Genomic DNA, 25,348 nt, shown 5'->3' with positions numbered 1-25,348 from the left:
TTGGGGATTTCAGAGACGGTGACCGCGCATCCAATCCAGGCTGCGCAGCTTGCTACCAAGGTGGTCGGCACGACACTTGTAGAGGTTGTGATGCCGCGCGGCCCGGCACCGGTCAAGATGTTCGCGCTCATACTGTTCGATATAAGCACTGTCAGGCTGCATTACCTTGCACAGATCTGCGGTGGCGACTGTGGCAGGGATTACACCGGAGAAACCGACTTTCACCATTTTTGGCAGACGGCCTGCATGGTCGATACGCGCATAGGTCAGGATCACAGCCTCGATTCATACCGCGTCGAAAGGGAAGGGGTTATAGGTCAGCTCATTCTCTGAATTGGAGCCCTAGACCTCCGGCAGTCAAACAGGATCTCGCCAGCTACTGGCACGAACCTGAAACTGGAATCCGTCACCCCCTTGGTTGCGCCGTGAAAGATCGGATTGGGCGCGGTCATGGCCATTTGCCAAGGTTTCTTTCATTGCTCACGCATAGCACATCCAGAGCGCGTCATAGCACGCTATGTGCTCAATTCCTCTAAAGAATTCCTTTTGGGCGAAAACTCAAATTACACGCAAGCCATGAGACTAGCGAAGCGGCCGTCAGACATATGTGCCCCGTTACCCGATCAAATCCCACCGCAAATGCACCAAACCGAATTTCTGCCTTTCTCACGAAAACCAGAGAATACAGCGTGAAGCGGGAATGTCCTTCAGGGTCTTCCCTCGTCAATTTAACGTCGACTACGGCAGCTTCCCGGCATTTGCTTAAACATGTCCCGCCTGCTTCTGCCTGCCGCAGGTCGGGTTTCTACCACGCTCGGCGGCACCAAGTTTTCAAAGCACCAAGACATCAATGAAAATCTTGCTGGCCAGCACGACCAGTAAACCAAGCGTTACACGGTCAAAGAAGCGACGTGAGAGGCGTTTGGCGAGGAACGCGCCCAATGGCATGAAACTCAAGACGGTCGCCAAGGCTATGACGCTGATCAGGGCGCGTTCCGGCGTAAGAATACCGGTGACTGCGAGCGCCGGTATCTGCATGATGGTCAGCGCTGTAAAAAACACTGCAATTGTTCCGATAAAGACGCGTCTGTCCAGTTGTAGCGCGTTCAGGAAGGTCAGGGAAATCGGGGCGGACACGCCTGTTGCGCCCTGCAGAATTCCGGCAGCTGCGCCCACCGGTAGCGCCAGAATACGGCCAAGCCGAAAGGGGAGTGCGAGGCTGGGATTGGCCAGCCGGATCGCCACATAAACTAGAACGGCCGAGGCGACGATCAGCGACAGCCCCTCTTGCGGTACGCGTGTCAGACCGTAGGTGCCGACCGCCACACCGGCGGCACCGCCAAGCGCGAAAGGGATCAGAAACCCCCTTGGCAGAAGGTCGGACCGATAATTCCAGGCTTGCCACATATTGGCGACAAGGTTCGGGGCAAGCAGAACAGCTACGGCAAAATGGACGTCGTGGGTCATTGTCAGGACGGGAATTGCGATAACTGGCACGCCTGCGCCGATTGCGCCTTTCACAATGCCGCCGAGGGCTAGCGCCAGGATAGCCCAGATCATGGCTCCATACGCCTCATTGTGCGACGATGGCCCAGACGAACCGCAAGCAGACCAGTAACAGGAAAACACCGAAAGCCAGTTCAAGCTTGCGGCGGGACAGGCTATGGGCAAGGCGCACGCCGAGGTTCGCGGTCAGCACGGTTGTCGGTGCAAAAAACAATATCCCCAACAGGGACACATAGCCTATGGCACCTGCTGGCAAACCCGGTTGTCCCAGACCGGCCAGAATATAGCCCAATGCACCAGGCACCGAGATCAGCACCCCGATCCCGGCGGATGTGGCAACAGCCTGATGTATCGCCCGCCCGTGCAGGGTCATGATGATATTGGCGATCTGGCCGCCACCAATTCCCATCAGGGAAGACAGCAAGCCGATCAGGCCGCCATAGGCGCGCAGAAGCCATCCTTTCGGCAGGTCCGTGGCGATATCCCAGCGTGTTGTACCGCTGATGAGTTTGACCGCATTCGTGCCAGCCACCGCAACAAAGACGATCTGCATGACAATCGGCGAGGCGTAGCGCGCGATGACAGCCCCGATCAGCACACCTGCGATGATCGGCACTGCCCATGACCGCAATAGCGCATCGTCCACCGCGCCCCGTGATCTATGCCCGCGATAGGACTTGATCGAGGTCGGAATGATGATCGCAAGCGATGTGCCAACCGCCAACGGCATCCGCACCTCGTCGGACACGGCCATAAGACCGAAGACCTCGTAAAGCACGGGCACCATAAGAGCACCGCCACCGACGCCGAAAACACCCGCAAGGATGCCCGTGGCAGCACCTGCAAGCAGCATGACGGCTGCAAGGACTGCAAATTCGCTGGTGATTTCCAAGGCAAGCTCCTGCCGTCAAAGCGTTGTGATGCGGTTGTTAAAGCAAGGCCGCATCCAACCAAAAATGGGGGGCTGCCAGGCTTTGCAAGGTGCCCGACAGCACGTGGCACAGGGTTAGGTTATGCGACGGTGCAATGCAGATCGCCTACACCTGCAACGAACCCGTGCAGCGCGTCGCCACGAAGCACCGGCCCGACACCCGACGGTGTGCCGGTCATGATCAGATCTCCGGCCCGGAGTTCGAAGAGGCTTGAAAGATGCGCGATCACCTCGGGGGTCTTCCAGATCAGTTGATCCAGATCGCCCTCCTGACGGGTTTCACCATTGATCTTCAACCAGATCGCACCAGCAGAAGGGTGGCCAATCTCGGTTGCGGGGACAAGTTCGCTGCAGGGGGCCGAATGCTCGAATGACTTGGCCGCGTCCCAAGGGCGGGACATCTTCTTGAGCTCTGCCTGAATATCGCGCCGCGTCATGTCAAGACCGACCGCATAGCCATAGACACAGTCCAGCGCGCGTTCGACCGGTATATCGCGCCCACCAGAGGAGAGGGCAACAACAAGCTCGATCTCGTGGTGCACATCCTGCGTTACTTGGGGATAGGGAAAATCCTGACCATCCGTGACAAGATTGGATGGGCTTTTCTGGAAAAAGAACGGGGGTTCCTTGTCCGGATCATGTCCCATTTCGACAGCATGGGCTGCATAGTTGCGTCCGACGCAATAGATGCGGTGAACCGGAAAGCGATCCTCTGTGCCACGCACCGGGACAGAAACCTGCGCCTGTGGTTCGATGACGAAGCCCTTGGAGCGTTCAAGAGTGTTCATTTTTTCTTCCTTTATGTGATCAGGCGCCGCGAGTCTGCAAAGCGTGATAGCCATGAAGCGCACGCGCTTTCCCAAGCGGAACGCCTTTGCGGATTTCCGTCAGAATGGCGTTCTCCTTCTCTTCGATAGCTTCGGCTGTATCGAGAACAGTTTGCACATGGGCCAGCGGAACGACGACGACACCATTCCCGTCCGCACGGATCAGGTCGCCCGGATCGACGCGCACGGTGCCCAGACAGATCGGGACGGACACGGATTGCAGCGTTACGCGGTCCTTGCCTGTGCGCATATGGCCACGACGCGACCAGATCGGATAGTCATATTCGCGGCTTTCCTGCAGGTCGCGGTTCACGCCGTCAATAACGGTGCCTTCGATGCCGCGCCGTTTGGCAACCTCTGTCATGATGTTGCCCCAGACCGTGCAATCCATACGTCCACGATTGTCGATCGCGATGACATCGCCGGGTCCGAGGTCGTCAAGGAAATCGCCTACTGTTCCCCCCATATGATCGGCAGGAAGGTAGGCGACCGTAAAGGCCTGACCTGCGATATCGGTGTCAGGGTCTAGCGGAACAAGGCCTTCAACCGCGCCGACCAGCCCCAGCTTGTCCAATGCATCCGATACTGTCGATGTCGACAGCACACGATAGCGGTCGAGAAACGCGGTGTCGAGTTTGATCGGAGTGCTCATCATGTATTCCTTGGCCTGATTCTGTCTATTGGTTGGATTGGTTAAGCCGGTTTGTTGGAAGCAGCCGTTTGTTTGATCGCAAAAAGATTGCGTTCTACCGAATTGAGATGCGTCAACATCGCGGCAGATGCGGCAACGGGGTCGCGGTCTGCAATGGCCGCGATGATCTGGTCATGTTCGTAAAAGGAATGGTGGTCCGGCGGCGGGCAGTCCCGATCCTCTCTCAGGCGCCCCCACACGACAGCCCTGCGGATGCCGGCCAGCACATCGAATACCGCAGAAGTGATCTGGTTATGCGTGCTATCCGCGACCAGTTTGTGAAACCTGTTGTCGCAGGATTCATACTCGCGCCATGTGCGGGCATTGCGGCTGTCCACCGCGCAGGATTGCAGGCCATTCACGTCCATAGGACTTGCATTCATTGCGGCTTCGGCAGCTATAGCGGGCTCGAATGTCAGCCGCGCGCGCATGACTTCGCGCGGGTTGGACCTTTGCGCGATCTCGGCAAGATTGTAGGTTTCAAAGGGTTTGCCCAGTGCAACGAATGTCCCTTTGCCGACATGCCGCCAGATCAAACCCTCTGCTTCAAGCACGGCCAACGCCTTGCGCAACTCTCCCCGGGATGTGCCTACGGCTTTGGCAAGTTCCCGTTCGGCGGGTAGCCGTGTGTTCGGCGCATTGTCGACCTGTGACAGGTAAGCGCGCAACTGAACCAGGGCAGCATGATGATCTTCCAAGGGTCGTCTCCCAAGCGACGCGGACTGAGATTGATTTAGACCGCAACTTGAACGGGCGCAAGAAATTTCTTGACCAATAAATAGGATTGGTTAAACCAATGGTCTTGACGACAGGGCTGAGGAGGTCTGTCGCATGGCGCTCCGGCGCAGCACGAGAACACTGGAATCGGGCTCAGCCCGACCTTGTCATCCATGGGAGGAACGACATGAACAAGATTATCAGCGCCGCTGCAGGGGCGTTTCTGCTGGTTTCGACGCCTGTATTTGCACAAAGCTGGCCCAGCCAGACTGTCACCATCATTGTCCCCTACGCTCCGGGCGGGATCGCGGATATCGCCGCACGCACGGTAGCCGAGGCAATGTCCTCCGAATGGGGGCAGGAGGTCATCGTTGACAACCGCACCGGTGGTGCAGGCTTTGTGGCCGCAACTGCCGTGGCCATGTCAGAGCCCGACGGACACACGCTTTTCGTGGCCGACATGGGCGTGAACGTCATCAACCCGTATCTGTTTGACGATATCCCCTACAATCCGGCCGAGGATTTCCGCCCGATCACGATGATCAGCGACACGCCGCTGGTTCTGGCCGCCTATAAAGATGCACCCTTCAATACAACGGAAGAATATGTGGCCTATGCCCTAGCCAACCCGGGCGAGGTCAGCTTCGGTTCTGCCGGTATCGGTTCGCTCAACCATATCGTGCCCGAATGGATCAATTACGAAATGGGTATTGATGCGGTACATATTCCCTATCGCGGCGGTGCGCCTGCGGCGACGGCCGTCGCCTCCGGTGAAGTCGAGATCGGTGTTCTCGCACTCTCGTCTGTTGGTCCTTTCGTGGATAGCGGTGACATCAAGATCCTTGGCGTTGCCCGTGAAGGGCGTGTGGCATCGCATCCGGACCTGCCGACGTTGATCGAAGGCGGTGTGCCGAATGTGGCGGCGGGCCAGTGGGCTGGCCTGTTCGCGCCCTCGGGCGTCTCCGACGAGATTGCGAACAAGATCCAGGCTGATGTCGTTGCTTTCCTGAACAGCGATGCAGCCAATGAAACCTTCTCGGCGCGCGGTGCTATCGTGTCACCGATGGAAAGCGCGGATTTCGCGGCGCTGCTGGACGCACTGCGCGAACGCTTCAGTGTCATCATCGAAGCAGCCGAAATCACGCCCGAGTAATCCAAGCAGTTGCAAACGACCGGGCCTGCCAAGTGCAGGTCCGGCCACTTATCGCTTGGGGGTGATGATGAACATACTGCAATCAAAAGATTTTCTTGCGGGGCTTGCCGCCGTTCTTATCGGGTTTTTCGTCATTGTCACAACGTCCGGCTACGGGTTTGGCACCCCGCGTCAGATGGGACCGGGTTTTTTCCCTCTGACCCTTGGCGTGATGCTCAGCTTGCTTGGTGTGGTCATCGCCCTCGGCGCGCTTCGAAGACAAGAGAAGCTGCCAAAGTTGAACCTGCGTCCCTACATCCTCGTGCCTTTCGCGATCCTGATCTTCGCCCTTCTGATCCCGCGTGTGGGGTTCGGGCCCGCGGGTGTTGCGACAGTGATGCTGGCGGGAATTGCCGAACCCGACACAAGGAAACTGCACCTCTTGCTTCTGGCCATGGGGCTTGTCCCGGCCGTCTGGCTGTTGTTTGCCGTGGGGTTGGGCGTTCAGGTTGCATTTATTGACTGGAGCTTTTGATGGGCGTTCTGGAAAGTCTCGAACTCGGTTTTGCGGTCGCGATGACCTGGGAAAACCTTGCCTATTGCCTGCTTGGCGTCAGCGTCGGCATGGTTGTTGGCGTTTTGCCCGGCATCGGCCATCTGGCGGCCATCTCGTTGCTGATGCCGCTGACATTCCATGTGCCCGCCACTGCTGCACTGGTGATGCTCGCGGGCATCTACTATGGCGCGCAATATGGCGGCTCGATTGCCTCGATCCTGCTGAACCTTCCGGGCACGGCCTCGTCTGCCGTGATCTGTCTGGACGGATATCCCATGACACAAAAGGGGCGCGCGGGACCGGCATTGCTGATCACCACGATCGCGTCCTTCGTGGGCAGCATCCTGTCGATCATCGTTCTGATTTTCATGGCGCCGCCCTTGGCGCAACTTGCCCTGTCTTTCCATTCAGCGGACTATTTCTCGATGATGGTTCTGGGCTTGGTGGCAGCAGGTTCCATCAGCCAAGGCAAGCCGATGATCGGACTTGCCAGCGTTCTTATCGGCCTTCTGATCGGCTTGGTCGGGATTGATGTGAACAGTGGCGCCATGCGGATGACCTTCGGCGTGCCCGAACTGTTCAGCGGGATCAGCATCATCGTGATCGCTATGGCATTGTTCGGTGTGGTCGAGGTGATTTCAAGCATCGGCAAAGTGAACGGCAGGGCCAGGGACAAGACCGAAATCACGCTCCGCGGTCTCATGCCCAACCGGAAGGAATGGCGCGAGAGTTTCTGGCCGATGATGCGCGGCTCTGCTGTCGGGACCGGGGTCGGCATTCTTCCGGGCACCGGTGGCGGTTCGATGGCGGCGTTCATGTCCTATGCGGTGGAAAAGCGGACATCCAGAACACCCGAAAAATTCGGCACCGGCGCGGTCGAAGGTATCGCGGGGCCGGAATCGGCAAATAACGCGGCAGCGCAATCAGCCTTCATTCCGACCTTGACCCTTGGCATTCCTGGCGATGCCATCATGGCCCTGATGCTGGGCGCGTTGATGATTCACGGGATCGCCCCCGGCCCGCGCGTGATCACCGAAAACCCCGAGCTTTTTTGGGGGCTTGTCGTCAGCTTTCTGATTGGCAATTTCATGCTGCTGATCCTCAACATCCCTTTGATCCAGTTCTGGGTCAAAATCCTGCAGATACCCTATCGGTTCCTGTTCCCCGCCATCGTTCTGCTGATCTGTGTGGGCGTCTACAGCCTCAGCCGTTCGACGGTGGATGTGATGCTTGTCGCGGGGTTCTCGACCGTTGGCTACCTGCTGATAAAGCTTGGTTTCGAGGCGGCACCGCTGTTGTTGGGCTTCATTCTTGGTCCGATGCTGGAAGAGAACATGCGGCGCTCACTGATGTTGAGCAGGGGGGATTTTGCCACCTTTATCGAGCGCCCCATCAGCGCCGGATTTCTGGGACTTGCCGCCTTGCTGCTCATCTGGGTGATCAAGGGCGAACTGACACCCAAGACACCGATCTCCGTCACGCATGACGTCTGACGTAACCCCATCCTATTTTAACTTACGAAGAAGGAATACCGATCATGATCGGAACAGCAGTAAAGCGGATCGAGCGGGCGGATGCAGACACCATCGCGGGTCTTGCCAAGGCAGGTGTGGCGACTGTCCATGAAGCGCAAGGGCGCACCGGTGCTATGGTGCCCGATATGCGCGCCATCGTGGAAGGTGCCGCAATCGGCGGTTCTGCGATCACGGCCCTTTGCGCGCCGGGCGACAACTGGATGCTGCATGTCGCAATAGAATTGATGCAGCCCGGCGATGTTCTGGTTGTCGCCACAACATCCGAAAGCCGCGACGGGTTTTTTGGCGACATACTGGCGGAATATGTGCGTCAACGTGGCGGTGCTGGTGTGATCCTCGATACAGGCATACGGGACGTGCGTGTTCTGCGTGACGAGGGTTTTCCCGTCTGGGCGCGCGCGATTTCGGCTCAGGGCACGGTCAAGGAAACGATCGGTGCGGTGAACGTGCCTGTCATCTGCGGCGGCCAGCGCATCGTGCCGGGCGATGTCGTCTGCGGCGATGATGACGGCGTCGTTGTCGTTCCAAGGGCGTCTGCTGTCCAAGTGCTGGCAGCGGCACAGGCGCGGGTGGAAAAAGAAGATAAAATGCGTGCCGATCTTCTGAACGGCGGCAAAACGCTGGACCTTCTGGGCCTGCGCGAGAAAGCGGCCGCCAAGGGCCTGAAATATGTCGAGGGGCCGGTCAACTGGTCCGCAGGGCTGGATCAATGACGATGCAACAACAAGTGCTGAAAATCGCTATCCTTGACGATTATGCGGGCGTTGCGGTCGATCTGGCAGACTGGACCGGCCTGGGCGATGTCACGGTTTTCCGTGACACCCTGAAAGACGAAGCTGAAGTGATCGAAAGACTGAGGCCTTTTGACGTGCTGTGCGTCATGCGCGAGCGGACACCTTTGCCGGGGCAGATCATCCGCGCACTGCCCAACCTGCGCCTGATCGTCACTTCGGGCACGCGCAACCTGTCCATTGATCTTGCCGCCGCCGCCGCGCGGAGAATCCCTGTCTGTGGCACCGACATGCGGATGACAATGACAGCGGAACTGACGATGGGGCTGATCCTTGCCTTGGAGCGCCGCATCGTAGTCGAAGCCAATAGCCTGACCGCAGGCGGCTGGCAAATCGGCTTGGGTCGCGACCTGCATGGTCTGACGCTTGGCTTGGTCGGTCTGGGCAAGGTCGGGCGACAGATGGCGCAGCTTGGCAAGGCCTTCGGGATGTCGGTTGCGGCATGGTCGCAGAACCTGACACCTGAACTTTGTGCCGAACACGGGGTAACCTATTGCAACACCCTGACCAGCCTGATGGGGCAATCGGATGTGGTGTCGATCCATGTTGTGCTGTCGGACAGATCGCGCGGCATGATAGATGCGGCGGCGCTGGCAGCCATGCGTCCCGATGCAACCTTGGTCAACACGTCGCGGGGGCCAATCGTCAACCAGTCCGACCTTCTGGACGCGCTGCACCGGAACAGGTTGGCAGGGGCAGCATTGGATGTGTTCGATAGCGAACCGCTAGCCGGTGATGATCCGATCATGGATCAGGAATTGATCAGGACCGGAAAACTCCTTCTTGCGCCGCATCTGGGCTATGCGAGTTTGCAAACCTTCACCTTGTTTTACAGGCAGATGGCCGAAGCTGTGGCGGCGTGGAAAGAGGGCAACCCTATACGGGTGCTGACCCAGTAAGCTAACGGCCCATGCCGGCAGGCTGATGCAGCGAACAACCCGATTGTGTGATCGGCGAAAAAGCATTTTGATGGTTCTGCTTGAAGTGAACTATGCCGCTGCCTGGGCCGGTCACGATGTTGCGTAGAAAAAAGGCAGGTCGCGGCCTGTGATGCCGGACAAGGTTTCTGCCAAAGACGTGTTGAGCGGGATAAATGACACGCGATTGCGTGCCGCAGGGCAGGACGGCCGCCCGTTTGTCCTGCGTTCCCCGTGATCCGGTGCGCTTGAACAAGGTGGGCTGGCAGATACCGCTCCCCCGAAAGTGTGGGCGAAGACGGCCGGAGCGCCCTCTTGGAGCGTCAGGTTCACCTGCCGGTTTGTGATGGATGCTTGTATAGGCCGCGACCCTCTCCATATTTCCATCATGATACCGGTTTGCGTTGCAGGAGACCAAGATGGGCTATGTGAAGACAGCGATGCTGATGGCGGCGATGACCGCGCTTTTCATGGGTGTCGGCTACCTGATTGGCGGATCGGGTGGCGCTGTGATTGCGCTGGTTGTCGCGGCAGCCATGAACGCCTTTACGTGGTGGAACTCGGACCGGATGGTCCTGCGGATGCACAACGCCCAGCCCGTGGCAGCCGGTGACCGGTTGGGGCTTCATGCCCTGACGATGGATCTCGCGCGCAATGCGGGCCTTCCCGCGCCAGCGGTCTACCTGATTGACACGCCGCAGCCCAATGCGTTTGCCACCGGCCGGAACCCTGCCAATGCAGCAGTGGCTGTGACTGCCGGTCTGATACACAGCTTGACGCGCGAGGAACTGGCCGGCGTGATCGCACATGAACTGGCCCATATCCGCAACCATGACACTGCTATCATGACGGTGACTGCAACCTTCGCCGGTGCGATCTCGATGTTGGCCAATTTCGCGTTGTTCTTTGGCGGGTCGCGCGAGCGTTTGGGGTTGCTAGGCACGCTTCTGATGATGCTCCTTGCACCGATGGCGGCGGCCTTGGTGCAAATGGCGATCAGCCGGACGCGGGAATATGCGGCAGACAAGGCCGGAGCTGAGATTTGCGGTCAACCACTCTGGCTGGCCTCGGCCTTGGAAAAGATTGCGATGGGCGCGGCGAGGATCGACAATCATGCAGCCGAGCGTAATCCGGGAACGGCGCATATGTTCATCATCAATCCGTTGCACGCATACAAGCATGACAGTCTTTTTGCGACCCATCCCGCGACCGAGAACCGCGTGGCGGCACTTCGCGCCATGACGGTGCCACGCCAGCAAGGTGGCACAACACTGAATCGGCCAGTTTCAGCCAGCCGTGTGCCCAAGACGCGGAACCGGAAACAATCAGGGCCTTGGGGCTGACCTTAGCCCCGCCTTGACATCCTGCGCGGCCTATTGCGGGCCGATCATGCCTTTCAAAATGCCCCCTATGACCCGCACACGCGCCCATCGGGGTAGCATCGCCAGTGACAAGCCCAGAAATTTTGCCAGAAACCCCGGCCTGACAGCGGTGCGATGCCCCAAGGAGCAAGAGCGCTGCGCGCGACAGTCTCTGGCGTTGCTGCCTGTCCCATCGGCATGCCCGCGCGGGCGGCAAAACCCGTGCCCATCGGTCTGGGCGCCACTGACAGCACATTGCCGCCAAGCTGACGCATCTCTACAGCGATGCCTTCCGCGAAACTTTGCACGAAGCCTTTGGTTGCGGCATAGGTCGCCGACGGTGGCGCGCCATCGAAGCCGACCCGCGATCCGAACAGCACGATCCCGCCGCGCCCTACAACCGTTTCAAGGACCGCGACGAAATCCTGAGGTTGGTCGTCAGCGAAGCGATAGGCCGCCTGCGTACCGAGATGGAGGCGCATAGCGCGGCACATCCCCGCGGATCGCTGGAAGCCGTCGCTGCCGTCGGTTTGGCCTATATCGCTTTCGCCCGCGCCGAACCGGGTGTCTTTCGTCTGGTTTCCGGGCTGACGGAAGGGCACGAGAACGATCCTGACCTGCTGGCCAAGGACAAGAGCCGTTTTACGTTGTGGTTCTGGCGGCGGCGGCTTGCGTTGGTCTGCCACCTGACGATCCGGATGTCCTGCACCGTGCCTATATCCTGTGGTCCTTTGTCCAGGGGCATTCGTTCCTGACCATCGACATGAAGCACAAGGTCACAAGTGTCGAAATGGACGAATGGAGTTACCTGATGACAGTCAACTGCGCGATTCTCGCCTCTGCCGCGTAGGCTTGATATCTGGCCTGCGGTCCCGTCCCGTCAGAACAGGATATCTTCCAGATCATCGGCATCGCATGTTTGCAGGCCCTGCTCGGACGCGCGCTTTTGCGCGGGTGGCTTTGCGCCCGTATCCGTGGCCAGCGATGCAACCAGACGGTCATGCAGAGAACGCTCCGATGCCATCGTGTATTTGCGCCGGACGCTTGCCAGATAGTCCTGCGCCTGCGCAATGGATGTGTCGGGTTCCGGATAGATCGACGCAAGAAACTGCAGCATGCCGGTTACGGGGCTGATATCGGTCAGTTTGGAACGGACGGTCGACAGCGCCGATAACGATCTGTGGATGCGGACCCCCAAATCATGGGCCACGGCATCAAAACGCGCTGAAACACCGGACAGCGCGCGGTGGGCCGTAGCGATCAGGCTGCCCAGATCCGACGCGTCCTTCACAAAGCCAGACAGGTCGGATTCCAGACCGGCGATCATGTCATCGCCGATGCTTGCAAGTGCTGCGCGCGAGGCGCCAAGCGCCAATTGCAAGCGGTGCATGGTTTCGTTGCATTCATCCGTGATCACGCGCAACCACTGCGCCAATTCGCGCAGGGCGCGCCCGTCCTCGCCCAGCTTGGCGCAGGCAATGACAGCATTCACGCCGGCAAGACGGATTTGCTGGGCAATGCTTTGCAAGGCGGCATCATGGCCGAGAATCGTCTCGATATGCGCCCTGACCTGATATGCGCCCGATTGCATCGCTACGAAATGGGCGCGACTTTCCTCCAGACTCTTACGAAAGGCGGCCAAAGATCTTTCCCCTTCCTCGGCCCGTTGCATCGCATCGGTCGCAAAGGCCGAGGTCGTCGCCGCGCATGCGATATCACGGCCACGGGATGCGACGTCATTCAGTGACAAGAGCGCCTCGTCGATATGCGGGAGCGAGTCGTCAAGCGTGCCTTCAGCCAGCACGGCGGCGAGCCGGTAGGATAAGGCCCGTTCGTTCGGGCTATCGCCTGCAAGCGCCAAGGCGGCGTGGATCTGTTCCAGACGCTGGCGCAACGTGTCGCCGATCTGCAATGAGGTCACAAGCCGCGCGACATCACCCGACACAAGCTGCATCTGCGTAGCGATCGCGGTGGAGGACTGGTGCAGGGTCGGTTGTTCCGCGCTGATCGCACGTGCGACCGCCGTGAAATCCTCGATCGCGGGAAATGTCGTCTGGCGCAGTTCGTCCGACAGGGCGGTTTGCGCCGTCTCGATACCTTTCACAGCATCAAGGGCTGCCACCATTGCGTCATTCACGTCTGACAGGATCGTTTCTGCCTCGGTGGACAAATGTCCAAACCGCTCCACGAAAGACCGGATCTGCGGTTTGGGCTGCGACAGGCTATTGCCCTGAATGCGCGCATTGATCGAGATATTGGCGATAAGCCGGACGATTGTGCCAAGGCTTCGCACTTCCGAGCGCACACCGGTCATCACGTCGCGCAAGTCCGTTGTCGCGGTCTTGATCCGACCGAAACCAATCTGCATCTGGTCGCCCCGATCCGCCACGCCGACGATCTGGCGCTTCAAAGCCGCGTCGGCCTCGGTGCCGAGGGTTGTTTCAAGCCCTGCGAAAACAGTATGCAGGGCGCGGATATCCGCCACGCTGTCCTCAAGGCAATTGCCCGCCACAACAAAGGCATCCTCGGTAATCCCGAGCAGATCGTCGAAGGGGCGTAGTCCGGTTTGCTGTGCGCCGATCGAATTGGGGGAAAACATCATGCGGTGCCACCCATGGTCGCTGTCTTGCGGGCAAATGAAACGATTGCCGCAGGCATCTTTTGCAGGGGCAGAACCTGTTGTGCATGACCTTTGCGGACAGCCTCGCCGGGCATGCCGAAGACGACCGATGTTGCCTCGTCCTGTGCGATGCTTGCGCCGCCTGCCTTGAGGATTTCCCCCAAGCAGGTGGCCCCGTCATCCCCCATTCCGGTCAGCAGAATACCCAAAGCGTTCGGACCTGCACATGTCGCGGCTGAGCGGAACAGCACATCCACCGAAGGCCGGTGACGCGAGACAGCGGGACCGTCCGTGACATTCACATAATACCCCGAGGTCCGGCGCCGTAGTATCATATGGCTGTCACCGGGCGCGATCACGGCCTCCCCGGTCGAGACAGTCATGCCATCCTCTGCCTCACGGATTCGTATTGTCGCTAGGCTGTCCAGACGCCGCGCGAAAGCGGCGGTGAACCCTTTGGGCATGTGCTGCACGATAACAACAGGCGGGCAATCTGCGGGCAGGGCGCACAGTACCTCGCGCAGCGCCTCGGTGCCGCCGGTCGAGGCGCCCATGCAGACTACAAGCGGTCCGGGGGGAACGGGACGGGTGAAATTAGGTGGCGGCAGAATCTCGTCAGCGGTCAGTTTCTGCGTCGCGATCAGGGGTTTCGGCTGGCGAATTGGTGCGTTACGCAATCGCGAGCGTGACATCGCAGCCGCTTGCAGGGCATCGCATATACGCACCGTGGCCTCGGATTTGGCCCCTGCATCGTGCAGCGCGGGTTTGCGGATGACGTCGACGGCTCCGGTTTCCATTGCCTCGACGCTCCTGCGCGAGCCGTCTTCGGTCAGCGTCGAGCAGATAACGACCGGCAAAGGATGCTGCTGCATGATGCGTCGCAAAAAGGTCATTCCGTCGATGCCCGGCATTTCGAGATCCAGCAGGATGACATCGGGCAGTTCTGACCGCATGATACGGGCTGCAGCATAGGCATCCTGTGCCAGACCCGACACCTGCAGCGACGGGTCTGTTTCGATAATCCGGCGCAGCATCAAGCGGGCGGATGCGGAATCGTCCACTATCAATACTTTGACAGGCTCGTTTCTGGATGCAGTCGCCATCACATTTTCCTGAAAATTGTTGGACGTATCCGTTCCATACCGTCGGCCTTGACGGACATGCCTTCCGAGTGTCCGACGAAAAGATACCCGCCCGGCCTCAAATGGCTTTGCAAGCGGCGGACCACATGCGCGCGGTCTTCGGCATTGAAATAGATCAGCACGTTGCGCAGAAATATCACGTCGATATCGCGGTCTATCGGATAGCTCGGGTCCATCAGGTTCATTTGCCGGAACCGCACTTTCTGCCGTAACTCCGGCACGATCCGCACCTGTTCCTTCTCAGCGGGATTTACCGCAGCCATGATGTAGCGTGTGAGCAAATCGGTATTGAGTGCAGAGACCTGATCTGCGGCATAGATTGCAGCGCGTGCCTTTTCCACCATGCTGCGCGAGATATCAGTTCCCAGAACGGCCCAGTCGAACCGCAGCCCGCTCCGCTGCGCCTGGGCCATCACCATTGCAAGTGTGAATGCCTCTGCGCCCTCGGAACAGGCAGCACTCCAGAGTTTCAGACGCGGGGCGGAACCGTTATGGCCGGTCACCATCTGCGGTAGCAGAATATCGCGAAGATAATCGAAATGAGCGTTCTCGCGGAAAAAACTGGTGGTGTTGGTCGTGATCAGGTCGATCGCCATTTCCATTTCCGCAGCACCCAACCGACCGGCCATCAGCGCCTGCAGATAGGCCTCCATGTCCTTCTGGCCGGTGTCCAGAACTCTGCGGCGCAGGCGTTGTTCAACCATGGCAACCTTGCTGTCGGGCAAGATGATCCCGCTCAGACGTTGGACGGCTGCGCGGAACCTTGCGTTTGTTTCGGATGAAAGGACCGCCTGCTGTTTGGTCATCTCAGGCCGCCTCATGCGAGACTGCGGGCCTGTCCGTCAGAATTGCGGATCGCGGCAGGCCGTGAAACAGCCCGTCCAGATAAATGATACTGATCACGGCACCGTTCCGCCGTCCGATCCCCAGTATGGACATGCCATCCCAAGCCAGTTTTTGCCCCTCGGACAACGGGCTGTATTCACCATCGTCCAGACGGGCAACGTCAATCACCTGATCGGTACGCAAACCCAGGACCGCCTCGTTGCCGTCATGCCGCAGTAGAACCACAAGAATTCTTGTCTGCGGCGTGTCGGGCTTCGGGGTCATTCCCAAAAGGATACGCATATCCACCACAGGCACGTTTTCCCCCCGCAGGTCGATCACCCCCAGAAGATGGGCTGGTGCGTTCGGCATCGGGGATACCGGACGTAGGTCGAGTATTTCCCGAACCCGGTCCACCGGAATGCCATACAGGGTATCGTCAAGCGACAGCGTTACAAAATCGGTGCAAGTGGTCATCGGCTATCCTCTGGATCAGGCGGTTGCGCGACGCTTGAACTGGGCGTCCAGTTCGTCACCTTTTTCGTCCAGCTCGAAATCGAATCCGCCTTCGGCAGCACCTGTGTTATGGTTTGCAGGTTTGCTGCGCGGTTCGCCGGATTTGAGGGCAATTACGGAAGTCTCTTTCTTGGGCTCTACTTCGCGGACGGTTTCACCCGAACGTGCGCCATCGCTGACCTTGAAGAAGTCCACAGCTTGAGTCAGCTCGCCAGCCAGACCTGCCAGTTGTGTCGCACTTGCCGACAGCTCTTCCGAGGCCGACGTGTTGGACTGTGTCACGCGGTCAAGCTGGCGGATGGACAGCGTGATCTGCGACGATCCGGTGGCCAGTTCGCGCGAGGCGCCGGTGATTTCTGTCACAAGATCCGACGTGCGTTCGATATCGGGCACAAGGTCGTGCAGCATGGTGCCAGCACTTGCCGCCGTGCGAACGGTCGATGCCGACAGCGACGAGATTTCGGCAGCGGCTGTCTGACTGCGTTCTGCTAGTTTACGCACTTCGGCGGCGACCACGGCAAAGCCGCGACCATGTTCGCCTGCACGCGCTGCCTCGACCGCAGCGTTAAGGGCCAGAAGGTCGGTCTGGCGTGCAATTTCCTGCACGATCATGATGCGGTCGGCGATTGTCTGCATCGCGGCGACAGCCTCGGCCACGGCCGCACCTGTCGCTCGCGCATCCTGCGCGGATTTGGTGGCAATGCTTTCGGTCATCTGCGCGTTCTCGGCGCTTTGCTTGATATTGGCCGACATTTCCTCGACCGATGCCGAAGCTTCTTCGGTCGCGGCGGCCTGATCGGTAGCACCGCGCGAAAGCTCCTCGGATGTTGCGGCTATCTGCGTAGCTCCAGCCGAGACATTCTGCACCGAGACGGATACATCGGCGACGATCTCACGCAGACGCACCACCATGTCGTTCAGCGCGGATTGCATGTTCGAGATCTCGTCGGAACCACGGACATCCATCGTTCTACGCAAATCGCCTTCGGACACATCACGGGCCATTTCCGCAGCGCGGTTCAAACGGCGGGAAATCGACAGGGTGATGATGCTGGAGGCAACAAGGCCGACGATCAGGGATACGCCAAACATCACAAACAGACGGATACGGGCGCTTTGATAGGCAAGTGTCGATTCAACTGCCCGCTTGTCGAGGCTGGCAACAATCACGCCGCGCATTCTGCCAAGAGACTGGCGGATTTCGCTACTCACATCTGCCAGTTCACCATGGAAAAGCGTGTTCGCAGCGTCACCCTCACCCGCAAGTTCCAGTTCGATAGTCTTCAGGTTCATCGGAACAGCTTTTTTGTGAAGTTCTTCGAGTGCAGCCAGTTCGGACAAAAGGATCGGGTTTTCGGCCACTGCACTCAATTCCGCCAACCGCGTGTCAACTTCGGCTACGAGGTCCAATATCTCGGTTCTCAGGCGGGTCAAGTGATCCTCGGGAGCGTCAGGCAGGCCGATCAGGAACTCGCCCAAGGTGGACCGTACGCGCAGCTTTGCAGATGTCAGGTCGTAGACCATGCCAAGCTCTTCGACTTCAAGCTTTAGGATACTGTCCAGCTCCGCATCAGCAGCTTTCTGATCCCGAAGCGCCATGAAGACAGAAGCCCCGAAAAGCGCAAAGACGAACAGGAAGGTAGCGGCAAGTTTTAGTTTGATAGTCAGTTTCATGGCGGTTCCTTTGGTCAGGCAGCAGCGCTGCGCTGTGCAAGCGTGGTAAAAATGGCGGAAAGATCAGGCAGAAGCACAAAGCTGTCTGACCCGCGATACAGGCCCGTCAGGAACCCGGCCGGAAACTGGCTGGCTGCGGGCAGAGGTTCTATCTTGTCGGCGGGGATGGCTGTGACGTCGTGGACCACATCGGCAAGGATCGCCACAATCGCCTTGTCACAGCCGATATCGACTTCCAGAACCACAAAGCGGCGCGCGTCGCTTTCGGCGTCCCGCGATGTCTGGTCGAGGATTCCGAGCGGGATACCCAGATCGGCCAGCGGCACGACGGCCCCGCGCACATTCAGCACCCAAGGTGCGGCATTTCCGGCACCGGGCACACGCGTCCGCGGCAGCGGGTCAAGGATTTCGCGCAGGTTGGCCGCAGGGATGGCCAGCATCTGCTTGCCGATCGACAGCGTCAGAACAGTCAGTTCTTCGGTTTTTCTGGTCAGTTCGCTCATGCGGCAAGCTCCTTGACCAAGTCTCCTTGCGGGCGGGCCAGCGCCACCAGTTGCGGCACATCAATGATCAGGGCCACAGTGCCGTCACCAAGGATCGTCGCCCCCGAGATCGAGCGTGCCCCGCTATGCAGTTTCGACATCTGTTTGATGACGGTCTGGTTGGTGCCGATGATATGGTCCACGACGAAACCGATACAGCCATCAGCGGCCTCGACAATCACGACATTCTGGCTTTCCGGAAGCGGTGCATCGCAGTCGAACATTGTCCGTAACCGGACGAACGGTACGAATTTCCCCCTGACATCAAGGAAATCACCGGTAAGGCTTGCCTGCGACTTCTCGGCGGGCAGTTCCACGATCTCTTGCACAGTGGCCAAGGGCAGCGTGTATTTTTCGCCCGCGACGTCGATCAGCAACCCGTCGATAATGGCCAGCGTCAGCGGCAGGCGCAGGGTCACGGATGTACCGTGGTTCAGGCGCGATTCAACGTCGATGCTCCCGCGCAGACTTTCGATCGTGCGGCGCACGACATCCATGCCGACACCGCGCCCCGATACTTCGGTCACGGTTTCGGCGGTCGAGAAACCCGGCTCGAAAACGAGAGTGAAAATCTGGCTTTCGCTCAGTTGGGCATCAGGCTGTATCAGCCCACGTTCCACGGCTTTGGCGCGTATGCGTTCGGGGTTCATACCTTTGCCGTCGTCGCGCACGCGGATCAGAACCTCGCCACCGGCATGGATGGCCGACAACTCGATCCGTCCCTCTCCGGTTTTGCCCGCTGCCTGCCGCTCGGCGGGGGTTTCCATGCCGTGATCAAGCGCGTTTCGCAGAATATGCACTAGCGGATCGGCCAGTTTTTCGATCATCGTCTTGTCAAGCTCGGTCTCTTCGCCCTTGATGATGAATTCAACCGGCTTGCCCAGGGTATCGGACAGGCTGTGGATCAGACGGCGGAACCGCGCGACAAGGCTGCGCAGCGGTACCATCCGCATCACGATTGTCGCATCGCGCAATTGCCCCGCCAGACGGGTGACCAGTTCCGCAGTCGCGATCAACGAGGGGTCGCAGCTTTGACGGGCCAGTTCGGTCAGTCGCGCCTCGACGGTTACAAGCTCGCCCACAGAATCCATGAGCGTATCAAGTCGGGTAGCCGGTACACGTACCGTGGCTTCTGCCTCGTTGGATGCGGAAACGGCGGGGGCAGGGCTGGCGGTCGTAGCGGCTGAGACATCTGCTGAAACAACAGCCACGCCTGGCAACGGCGCGTTGTTGACGGCCATGTCAAGCGTCCACTCAGCCTCGACAAAGAGAAAGACGTCCTCGATATCCGCTTTGCCCACAGTTGCAGGCATCGACATTGTCCATGTCAGACAGCAGGTGTCGGGGTCCAGATCGGCAAGGGCAGGCATGGTGTCCGCTACTGCCATGATATCCGTGGCACCCAGCGTGGCAAGCTCGGTCAGCACCAGATCGGGACGCGCGCCCAAGGCGAGGGCGGGACCGGTCAGGCAAAATGTAAGGCGCGGCAGGTCAGGCATGCTTGGCACTGCGGTCGGATCGGACGTCAAGGCTTGCAAGGCGCGCAGGATGCTGCCGCGAATATCCTGTGGGTCGGGTGCGCCTTCCAACAGGGCGGGGATCTGGTCCCGCGCCGCAAGCCCGAGGCGGATCAGGTCGGCTGTGACCTGTGCCTTGCCGCTGCGGACGCGGTCAAAGGCGGTTTCGAAGTCATGGATGAAACTTGCAAGCGCCACAAAGCCGAACATCCCGCCGCTGCCTTTGATGGTGTGCAGATCACGAAACACCTGATTGACCAGACCGGCATCCTGCGGCCGCGTCTTGAGGTCCAAAAGGCCGCGTTCAAGGCTTTCGACAAGGTCGCGGATTTCTTCGCGGAATACGGCTGTTAGATCGTCGTTCATGGTCCCACCACCTTGCGGATAACGGCAAGCAGCTTGTCCTGCGTGAACGGTTTGACCATCCAGCCAAGCGCGCCCGCCTGACGTGCCTGCTGTTTCAGATTGTCCTCGGACTCGGTGGACAGCACGACCACTGGCACGCCTTGCCCGTTCGGATGCTGACGGAGTGCGCGGATCATACCAATTCCGTCGAGCCGCGGCATGTTCTGGTCGACGATGACCGCATCGACGCGAGTTGCCGTCGCTTTTTCTAGCCCGTCCTGTCCGTCCACACCTTCGATAACGTCATAGCCTGCGTCCTGCAGGGTCATGCGGACCATCCGCCGGATCGAAGGGCTGTCGTCTACGGTTAGGATTGTCTTGGTCATAAGGTGGGTGACACTTCTGTTAGTGGGGAAATAGTGAAAAACGTTGCGGCATCCGGCAGGTGCATCGCTGCAAGGCAGCGGTCAATCGCAGGCGCGGCACTTGCGTCCAGATGACAGGATAGGCCAAGGCGGTCTGCGTCGAAGGCTGCACAAAGAAGGACTTGCAAGGCGCCGAACTCGATGCCTTCAAGCCCGTTGTCGCGGATTACGACAGCACCGTTCTCAATCTGGGCAAGGGCCAGATCTCGGAGGTTTGACGCGTCCGATTGTCTGAGCATCCCCGTAAGGCAGAGTGGCGGTGCATTCATATCCGTCTCCGATCAGGAAAAAACTGCTTGGGATAATCTTCAGGCTTCTGTTGTTCTTAACGGCCTAAAAGACGGGGACGATAGACACCCGAAAGTATAGGGGGCCGCGTCAATGGTCTGCATTGCTCGCATCACGCAATTCGGACGGTCCCGCGGGGTTGCTGTCGCTTTTGACCAGTTTTTCTGTCTGACAGGTTGTTAGGGTCGTCGGTGACGAGGGGCAGACAGCCGGATTGCGACCCGATCTTGCAGGTCAGGATGGCAGCAGCCATACCCCTCGATGTGGTTTTGATACGGGGTCTTGGCCCCGAGATGGCAAGGGCGTGACGTGCAGGAATTCGACTATGTTATCGTGGGGGCTGGGTCCGCAGGGTCGGTTCTGGCCAACCGGCTGAGTGCGGATGGACACCATCGCGTCCTATTGCTGGAAGCAGGCGGATCGGATCGCAGCTTCTGGGTGCAGGTGCCGATCGGCTATGGCAAAGTCTATTATGATGCACGGGTAAACTGGAAATACACAACCGAGCCCGACCCCAACCGCAACGGCCAGCGGTCCTATTGGCCCCGCGGCAAAGTGCTGGGCGGGTCCAGTTCGATCAACGCGATGGTCTATGTGCGGGGCCATCCGACCGATTATGCCGAATGGGGTGCTGTGGCCCCCGGATGGGACTGGCAGGATGTGGCACCCGTGTTCCGCCGGATGGAGGATTGGGCAGGCGGCGCAGATGATTTGCGCGGCGCGGGTGGTCCGCTGCCGGTCTATGACGTGGGCCGCGATGTGCATCCCCTGACGCGGACCTATCTCGAAGCCGCAGGACAGGCGGGTTTTCCTACCAATCCCGATTACAACGGTGCCGATATGGAAGGCGCCACCCTTTACCAGATCACCACCAAGGGCGGGCGTCGCGCCTCGACTGCGCGGTGCTATCTGCGCCCAGCCATGAAGCGCGCCAATCTCAAGGTACAGACCCATGCTCATGTGACCCGCGTTCTGTTCCAGGGTCGGCGCGCGGTGGGGGTCGAGTATGTGCACAAGGGCCTGACCCGTCAGGCGCGCACGCGCGGCGAGGTGATCCTGTCAGGAGGGGCCATCAACTCGCCACAGCTTTTGCAACTCTCGGGTATCGGGCCTGCAGCGGTGCTGCAACACCACGGGATCACGGTTTTGCATGAGGCGCCGCATGTGGGGCGCAACCTGTCCGATCATCTGGGGGCGGACGCGCTTTACCGTGCGCGCGTGCCAAGCCTCAATCAGGATTTGCGCCCTGCTTTGGGCAAGCTCCTGGCCGGAATGCGCTATGTCCTGACACGCAAAGGGCCGCTGTCACTGAGCCTCAACCAAGGCGGCGGGTTCGTGCGGGTGATGGAGGGAGCCACGCGGCCCGACCTGCAGCTTTATTTCTCGCCCGTCAGCTATACTCGCGCCCCAGTGGGAACGCGGCCCCTGATGAATCCCGATCCGTTTCCGGGTTTCCTGCTGGGTTTCAACCCGTGCAAGCCGACCAGCACGGGGTATTTGCAGATATGCTCGCCTGATCCGATGGTCCCGCCCGAGATGCATACCAATTATCTGGACACGGAATACGACCGTGCGGTGATGCTGGCGGGTTTCAGACTGATCCGCAAAATCGCGCAAACCCCAGCCTTGGCTGCCGTGATCGAGGACGAAATCATGCCGGGCTGGCATGTGGAAAGCGACGAAGATCTTGCCGACAGCATCCGCGAGAAATCATGGACGGTTTTCCACCAATGCGGCACCTGCCGTATGGGTAGCGATCCATCGCAATCCGTGGTGGATGCGCGCCTGCGTGTCCACGGTATCGCGGGGTTGCGCGTGGCAGATGCCTCGGTTTTTCCGACGATCCCGTCCGGCAACACGAATGCGCCCGCGATCATGGTCGGCGAGCGCGCGTCGGACCTCATACTGGAGGATACGCGGACCTGATCGCCGCGCGGATCGTTCTCTGAGTAGCGGTAATAGAAGGTCGCCGTCTCGCCATCGGCGCGGGTCAGGTTGCGGGCATAGATTTCGCGCGGGCCTATATTGGTGTCGACAAAGCCAAACGCCGTGTCAGCCTGGCCGATATCGGTTGGCACAAAATTTGGTCCATATAGGCGCAGGGTATACCGCTGTCTTCAACCAGGTGGAAGGTGTCCTTGTCCAGAATGCGGTCGACGGTGCCCTGCACGGTGACCATGCTGCCGCGTTCAACTTGGGCAATGGGTGTTGTGTCCTTCTGCACAGAGGCAGGCAGGGACGCAATAGCCGGAGCCTCTTCAAGCGCCCCGCAATGGCATCGGCGTCATCACACCTTCGGTGGGCGGCTTTTATAGACGGGCAGACGCCAGCCAAAGGCCAGCGACCCTGCGCGCAATACCCATGTCAGCAGCGCACAGGCCGCCAGCACAATCAACGTATCCGCCCCAGTTTCGCGGGCAACCAATGCTGCAACCGCCCCAGCAAAAGCTGCCGTTGCATAAAGCTCTCCCTGCTTCAGGACCAGCGGCACTTCGTTGCAGACCACGTCGCGCATCAGCCCGCCCAGACAGCCGGTAATGACGCCCATGATCACAACGATGGCGGCAGGTTGCTCCAAACCCATTGCCACGCCGACGCCCGCGGGCACAGCCACAGCCAGCGCTAGACTGTCCAGCCAGATCAGGACGCGATAACGGCTTTCGACAAGATGGGCCGTGAAAAATACCAGCAGCGCCGCCGTGCAGGCGATGGCGATATAGGTGGGCTCGGCTACCCAGAAGACAAACTCGCGGTTGAGCAGCACATCGCGCAGCGTGCCGCCCCCCACGGCTGTCAGGCAGGCGATGAAGAAAAAACCCACAATATCAAGCTGCGCGCGAGACGCGACCAGCGCGCCGGTCAGGGCAAAAACCAGCACCGAGGCATAGTCCAACAAGACCAGCAGGGTCATTGTCCAGCCTTTGCTCTGACCTTGAAAGGGGCCATGCCGGCGCGCGCCAGTTCATCCGCCCGCTCGTTTTCGGGATGGCCTGCATGACCTTTGACCCATTCCCATGTCACCTTGTGCCGCGCCTGTGCCAAATCAAGACGCTGCCACAGTTCGGCATTCTTGACCGGCTTCTTGTCGGCTGTCCGCCAGCCGTTTTTCTTCCATCCGTGAATCCAGCTTGTCACGCCGTTCTTCACATAGGCACTGTCGGTCACGATGGTAATCTCGCTGGCGCGCTCCAGTGCCTCAAGCGCGTTGATCGCGGCAAGCAGTTCCATCCGGTTGTTAGTGGTATCGGCCTCGCCGCCGTTCAATTCGCGTTCCTTGATGATCTGGCCTTCCCTGACAGCGCGCATCAGCGCTCCCCAGCCACCGGGGCCAGGATTGCCTGAACAGGCGCCGTCTGTGTAGGCATAGAGTCGTGTCATGGCAGGTGGTCCAACGTCACATAGCCGGGCAGGGACGCCATGCGCGCGCACCATGTGGTGATCCGGGGAAAGCCCGTCATGTCATAGCCGCCGCGCGTGTCGGCGGTGCAGGTATAACCGTAAAGGGCGATATCGGCGAGCGTCGGGCTGGCCCCGCAGAACCAGTTGCGGCCCACAAGAGCATCCTCCATCAGCTTCAGGATCACGTTGCCGTCCTCCAGCAAGGCCGCCAACCGCTCGGGCGTGGCCAGATGCGCGCGTTCGGGATAACACAGCAGCGCCGCGCGTACGGCGATCACCGACTCGTGGCGGTTCTGCTCGAAGAACATCCAAGACAGCATCTGCGCCTGCGCGAAGGGATCGGTCGGCACCCAATCCGTGCCCGCGCCCAGATACCACAGGATCGCGTTGGATTCGTTCAGTATCCGCCCGTCGGGCAGGTGCAGCACCGGAAACTTGTCCAGCGGGGCCTTGCCCGTCGCTTTGGCCTGCGTCAGCGCTTCGGTACCGTATTCACAAGGAATATGCATATAGTCCTTGCCCTGCAGCGACAGAAGCAGCCGCACCTTGTAGCTGTTGCCGGAAGAAGGCATGGAATAAAGCGTCATCTGGGCCATGGCGGCACTCCGTGAATAGATCGCCTTTCTTATGTCAGGCGAAAGCCACGACCGCCAGACAGATGACGACAATCGCGGTCAGAAGAACGCGCAATCCCATCCACCATGCAGGGGCCAGCCCCTGCCGCCAGAACATCCAGTCCAGCAACAACAGTCCAACAAAACCTGCCATCAGGTTGATGGCCGCACTGACAGGCCCGCCACCTGTCATGAAGAAAGCCCAAAGTGCCGGCAACACGGACAGGGCATAACCCGACGCCGCGACGGCCCCGCTGGCCTTGGTTGCAAAACCCCACAGAACGCCGGACATGAAGGACAAGATCACCGCGCCGTAAAACAGCCCGACATAGGGGCCGGTAAAGCGCCCGCCCAGTATTTGCGCGCTCCAGTTGCCAAGCGGTTCCGACAGGACGGTCAGCGCACCCCAGATGAACGGGACCAGACCCGCCAGACCAAGTGCCAGTGCAGAGCGGGGTATGTTTTGCATGATCTGCC

27 protein-coding genes are annotated in these 25,348 nt (G+C 59.6%); 9 read left to right on the top strand and 18 right to left on the bottom strand.

What is annotated here, in order from left to right; all coding sequences use genetic code 11:
• Nucleotides 1-333, top strand: a 333-nt coding sequence (locus K7H22_RS14790) for a hypothetical protein (RefSeq protein WP_230801641.1), incomplete at its 5' end; no start/stop codon positions are given.
• A gap of 498 nt (nucleotides 334-831) precedes the next feature.
• Here K7H22_RS14790 and K7H22_RS14785 read toward each other — a convergent pair.
• The 5 genes from K7H22_RS14785 to K7H22_RS14765 all read right to left on the bottom strand — a co-directional run bounded on the left by K7H22_RS14785 (nucleotide 832) and on the right by K7H22_RS14765 (nucleotide 4,653).
• The gene (locus K7H22_RS14785; protein WP_230801640.1) at nucleotides 832-1,560 is read right to left on the bottom strand and encodes a sulfite exporter TauE/SafE family protein; all 729 of its coding nucleotides are present in this window, start codon (nucleotides 1,558-1,560) and stop codon (nucleotides 832-834) included.
• Nucleotides 1,561-1,573: 13 nt separating this feature from the next.
• Nucleotides 1,574-2,398: a sulfite exporter TauE/SafE family protein gene (locus K7H22_RS14780; protein ID WP_230801639.1), complete on the bottom strand. Its 825-nt coding sequence runs from the start codon at nucleotides 2,396-2,398 to the stop codon at nucleotides 1,574-1,576.
• Nucleotides 2,399-2,517: 119 nt separating this feature from the next.
• Nucleotides 2,518-3,225 carry a fumarylacetoacetate hydrolase family protein gene (locus K7H22_RS14775; RefSeq protein ID WP_230801638.1) on the bottom strand — a complete coding sequence of 236 codons (708 nt, stop codon included), beginning with the start codon at nucleotides 3,223-3,225 and terminating at the stop codon, nucleotides 2,518-2,520.
• A gap of 19 nt (nucleotides 3,226-3,244) precedes the next feature.
• On the bottom strand, nucleotides 3,245-3,916 hold the full coding sequence (locus tag K7H22_RS14770) for an RraA family protein (protein WP_230801637.1): 672 nt from the start codon (nucleotides 3,914-3,916) through the stop codon (nucleotides 3,245-3,247).
• Between the two features lie 41 nt (nucleotides 3,917-3,957).
• Nucleotides 3,958-4,653 carry a FadR/GntR family transcriptional regulator gene (locus K7H22_RS14765; protein ID WP_230801636.1) on the bottom strand — a complete coding sequence of 232 codons (696 nt, stop codon included), beginning with the start codon at nucleotides 4,651-4,653 and terminating at the stop codon, nucleotides 3,958-3,960.
• Between the two features lie 206 nt (nucleotides 4,654-4,859).
• On the opposite strand from K7H22_RS14765, the gene K7H22_RS14760 reads away from it, so the two are divergent.
• The 6 genes from K7H22_RS14760 (at nucleotide 4,860) to htpX (ending at nucleotide 10,946) form a co-directional block, all read left to right on the top strand.
• A complete protein-coding gene (locus K7H22_RS14760) occupies nucleotides 4,860-5,825 on the top strand; it encodes a Bug family tripartite tricarboxylate transporter substrate binding protein (protein WP_230801635.1) in 966 nt (321 codons plus the stop codon).
• Nucleotides 5,826-5,892: 67 nt separating this feature from the next.
• On the top strand, nucleotides 5,893-6,339 hold the full coding sequence (locus K7H22_RS14755) for a tripartite tricarboxylate transporter TctB family protein (RefSeq protein WP_230801634.1): 447 nt from the start codon (nucleotides 5,893-5,895) through the stop codon (nucleotides 6,337-6,339).
• Nucleotides 6,339-7,853, top strand: coding sequence for a tripartite tricarboxylate transporter permease (locus K7H22_RS14750; protein WP_230801633.1), 1,515 nt, complete (start codon nucleotides 6,339-6,341; stop codon nucleotides 7,851-7,853). Before K7H22_RS14755 ends, K7H22_RS14750 begins: the two co-directional genes overlap by 1 nt.
• Before the next feature lie 44 nt (nucleotides 7,854-7,897).
• Nucleotides 7,898-8,608, top strand: a complete 711-nt coding sequence (locus tag K7H22_RS14745) for a 4-carboxy-4-hydroxy-2-oxoadipate aldolase/oxaloacetate decarboxylase (protein ID WP_230801632.1) — start codon at nucleotides 7,898-7,900, stop codon at nucleotides 8,606-8,608.
• The gene (locus K7H22_RS14740; protein ID WP_230801631.1) at nucleotides 8,605-9,585 is read left to right on the top strand and encodes a D-2-hydroxyacid dehydrogenase family protein; all 981 of its coding nucleotides are present in this window, start codon (nucleotides 8,605-8,607) and stop codon (nucleotides 9,583-9,585) included. Before K7H22_RS14745 ends, K7H22_RS14740 begins: the two co-directional genes overlap by 4 nt.
• 437 nt (nucleotides 9,586-10,022) lie before the next feature.
• Nucleotides 10,023-10,946 carry a zinc metalloprotease HtpX gene (gene htpX / locus K7H22_RS14735; RefSeq protein WP_230801630.1) on the top strand — a complete coding sequence of 308 codons (924 nt, stop codon included), beginning with the start codon at nucleotides 10,023-10,025 and terminating at the stop codon, nucleotides 10,944-10,946.
• A gap of 65 nt (nucleotides 10,947-11,011) precedes the next feature.
• Here htpX and K7H22_RS14730 read toward each other — a convergent pair whose 3' ends face one another.
• Nucleotides 11,012-11,446 (bottom strand): SDR family NAD(P)-dependent oxidoreductase, encoded by a 435-nt coding sequence (locus K7H22_RS14730; protein WP_230801629.1) that lies wholly within the window; start codon nucleotides 11,444-11,446, stop codon nucleotides 11,012-11,014.
• Here K7H22_RS14730 and K7H22_RS14725 point away from each other — a divergent pair.
• Nucleotides 11,435-11,719: a TetR-like C-terminal domain-containing protein gene (locus tag K7H22_RS14725; RefSeq protein WP_230801628.1), complete on the top strand. Its 285-nt coding sequence runs from the start codon at nucleotides 11,435-11,437 to the stop codon at nucleotides 11,717-11,719. The genes K7H22_RS14730 and K7H22_RS14725 overlap by 12 nt on opposite strands.
• A gap of 125 nt (nucleotides 11,720-11,844) precedes the next feature.
• On the opposite strand, the gene K7H22_RS14720 is transcribed toward K7H22_RS14725, so the two are convergent.
• Genes K7H22_RS14720 through K7H22_RS14685 form a run of 8 tightly spaced genes read right to left on the bottom strand, consistent with a single transcriptional unit; the run spans nucleotide 11,845 to nucleotide 20,531 of the window.
• Entirely contained in the window at nucleotides 11,845-13,566 is a 1,722-nt protein-coding gene (locus K7H22_RS14720) for a hypothetical protein (protein ID WP_230801627.1), read from the bottom strand.
• On the bottom strand, nucleotides 13,563-14,687 hold the full coding sequence (locus tag K7H22_RS14715; RefSeq protein WP_230801626.1) for a protein-glutamate methylesterase/protein-glutamine glutaminase: 1,125 nt from the start codon (nucleotides 14,685-14,687) through the stop codon (nucleotides 13,563-13,565). Before K7H22_RS14715 ends, K7H22_RS14720 begins: the two co-directional genes overlap by 4 nt.
• Entirely contained in the window at nucleotides 14,687-15,532 is an 846-nt protein-coding gene (locus K7H22_RS14710) for a CheR family methyltransferase (RefSeq protein ID WP_230801625.1), read from the bottom strand. The genes K7H22_RS14715 and K7H22_RS14710 overlap by 1 nt, the downstream gene beginning before the upstream one ends.
• Before the next feature lies 1 nt (nucleotide 15,533).
• Nucleotides 15,534-16,028: a chemotaxis protein CheW gene (locus K7H22_RS14705; RefSeq protein ID WP_230801624.1), complete on the bottom strand. Its 495-nt coding sequence runs from the start codon at nucleotides 16,026-16,028 to the stop codon at nucleotides 15,534-15,536.
• A gap of 15 nt (nucleotides 16,029-16,043) precedes the next feature.
• A complete protein-coding gene (locus K7H22_RS14700) occupies nucleotides 16,044-17,741 on the bottom strand; it encodes a methyl-accepting chemotaxis protein (protein ID WP_230801623.1) in 1,698 nt (565 codons plus the stop codon).
• Between the two features lie 14 nt (nucleotides 17,742-17,755).
• A complete protein-coding gene (locus K7H22_RS14695; RefSeq protein WP_230801622.1) occupies nucleotides 17,756-18,244 on the bottom strand; it encodes a chemotaxis protein CheW in 489 nt (162 codons plus the stop codon).
• Nucleotides 18,241-20,166: a chemotaxis protein CheA gene (locus K7H22_RS14690; protein ID WP_230801621.1), complete on the bottom strand. Its 1,926-nt coding sequence runs from the start codon at nucleotides 20,164-20,166 to the stop codon at nucleotides 18,241-18,243. The genes K7H22_RS14695 and K7H22_RS14690 overlap by 4 nt, the downstream gene beginning before the upstream one ends.
• Nucleotides 20,163-20,531 (bottom strand): response regulator, encoded by a 369-nt coding sequence (locus K7H22_RS14685; protein ID WP_230801620.1) that lies wholly within the window; start codon nucleotides 20,529-20,531, stop codon nucleotides 20,163-20,165. The genes K7H22_RS14690 and K7H22_RS14685 overlap by 4 nt, the downstream gene beginning before the upstream one ends.
• 636 nt (nucleotides 20,532-21,167) lie before the next feature.
• Here K7H22_RS14685 and K7H22_RS14680 point away from each other — a divergent pair.
• A complete protein-coding gene (locus K7H22_RS14680) occupies nucleotides 21,168-22,784 on the top strand; it encodes a GMC family oxidoreductase (RefSeq protein WP_230801619.1) in 1,617 nt (538 codons plus the stop codon).
• 361 nt (nucleotides 22,785-23,145) lie between these two features.
• Here K7H22_RS14680 and K7H22_RS14675 read toward each other — a convergent pair whose 3' ends face one another.
• The 4 genes from K7H22_RS14675 to K7H22_RS14660 are packed head-to-tail and all read right to left on the bottom strand — an operon-like array spanning nucleotide 23,146 to nucleotide 25,340.
• A complete protein-coding gene (locus K7H22_RS14675) occupies nucleotides 23,146-23,769 on the bottom strand; it encodes a trimeric intracellular cation channel family protein (protein ID WP_230801618.1) in 624 nt (207 codons plus the stop codon).
• A complete protein-coding gene (gene rnhA, locus K7H22_RS14670; protein ID WP_230801617.1) occupies nucleotides 23,766-24,236 on the bottom strand; it encodes a ribonuclease HI in 471 nt (156 codons plus the stop codon). The genes K7H22_RS14675 and rnhA overlap by 4 nt, the downstream gene beginning before the upstream one ends.
• A complete protein-coding gene (locus tag K7H22_RS14665; RefSeq protein WP_230801616.1) occupies nucleotides 24,233-24,853 on the bottom strand; it encodes a glutathione S-transferase family protein in 621 nt (206 codons plus the stop codon). Before K7H22_RS14665 ends, rnhA begins: the two co-directional genes overlap by 4 nt.
• Before the next feature lie 34 nt (nucleotides 24,854-24,887).
• Nucleotides 24,888-25,340 carry a DUF3429 domain-containing protein gene (locus K7H22_RS14660; protein ID WP_230801615.1) on the bottom strand — a complete coding sequence of 151 codons (453 nt, stop codon included), beginning with the start codon at nucleotides 25,338-25,340 and terminating at the stop codon, nucleotides 24,888-24,890.
• Nucleotides 25,341-25,348 lie beyond the last annotated feature (8 nt).

The sequence above is a fragment of the Seohaeicola saemankumensis genome (assembly GCF_021021435.1).
Classification (GTDB): domain Bacteria; phylum Pseudomonadota; class Alphaproteobacteria; order Rhodobacterales; family Rhodobacteraceae; genus Seohaeicola.
The sequence above is the reverse complement of the archived record's forward strand: the minus strand, read 5'-3'. Positions and strand labels throughout refer to the sequence as shown.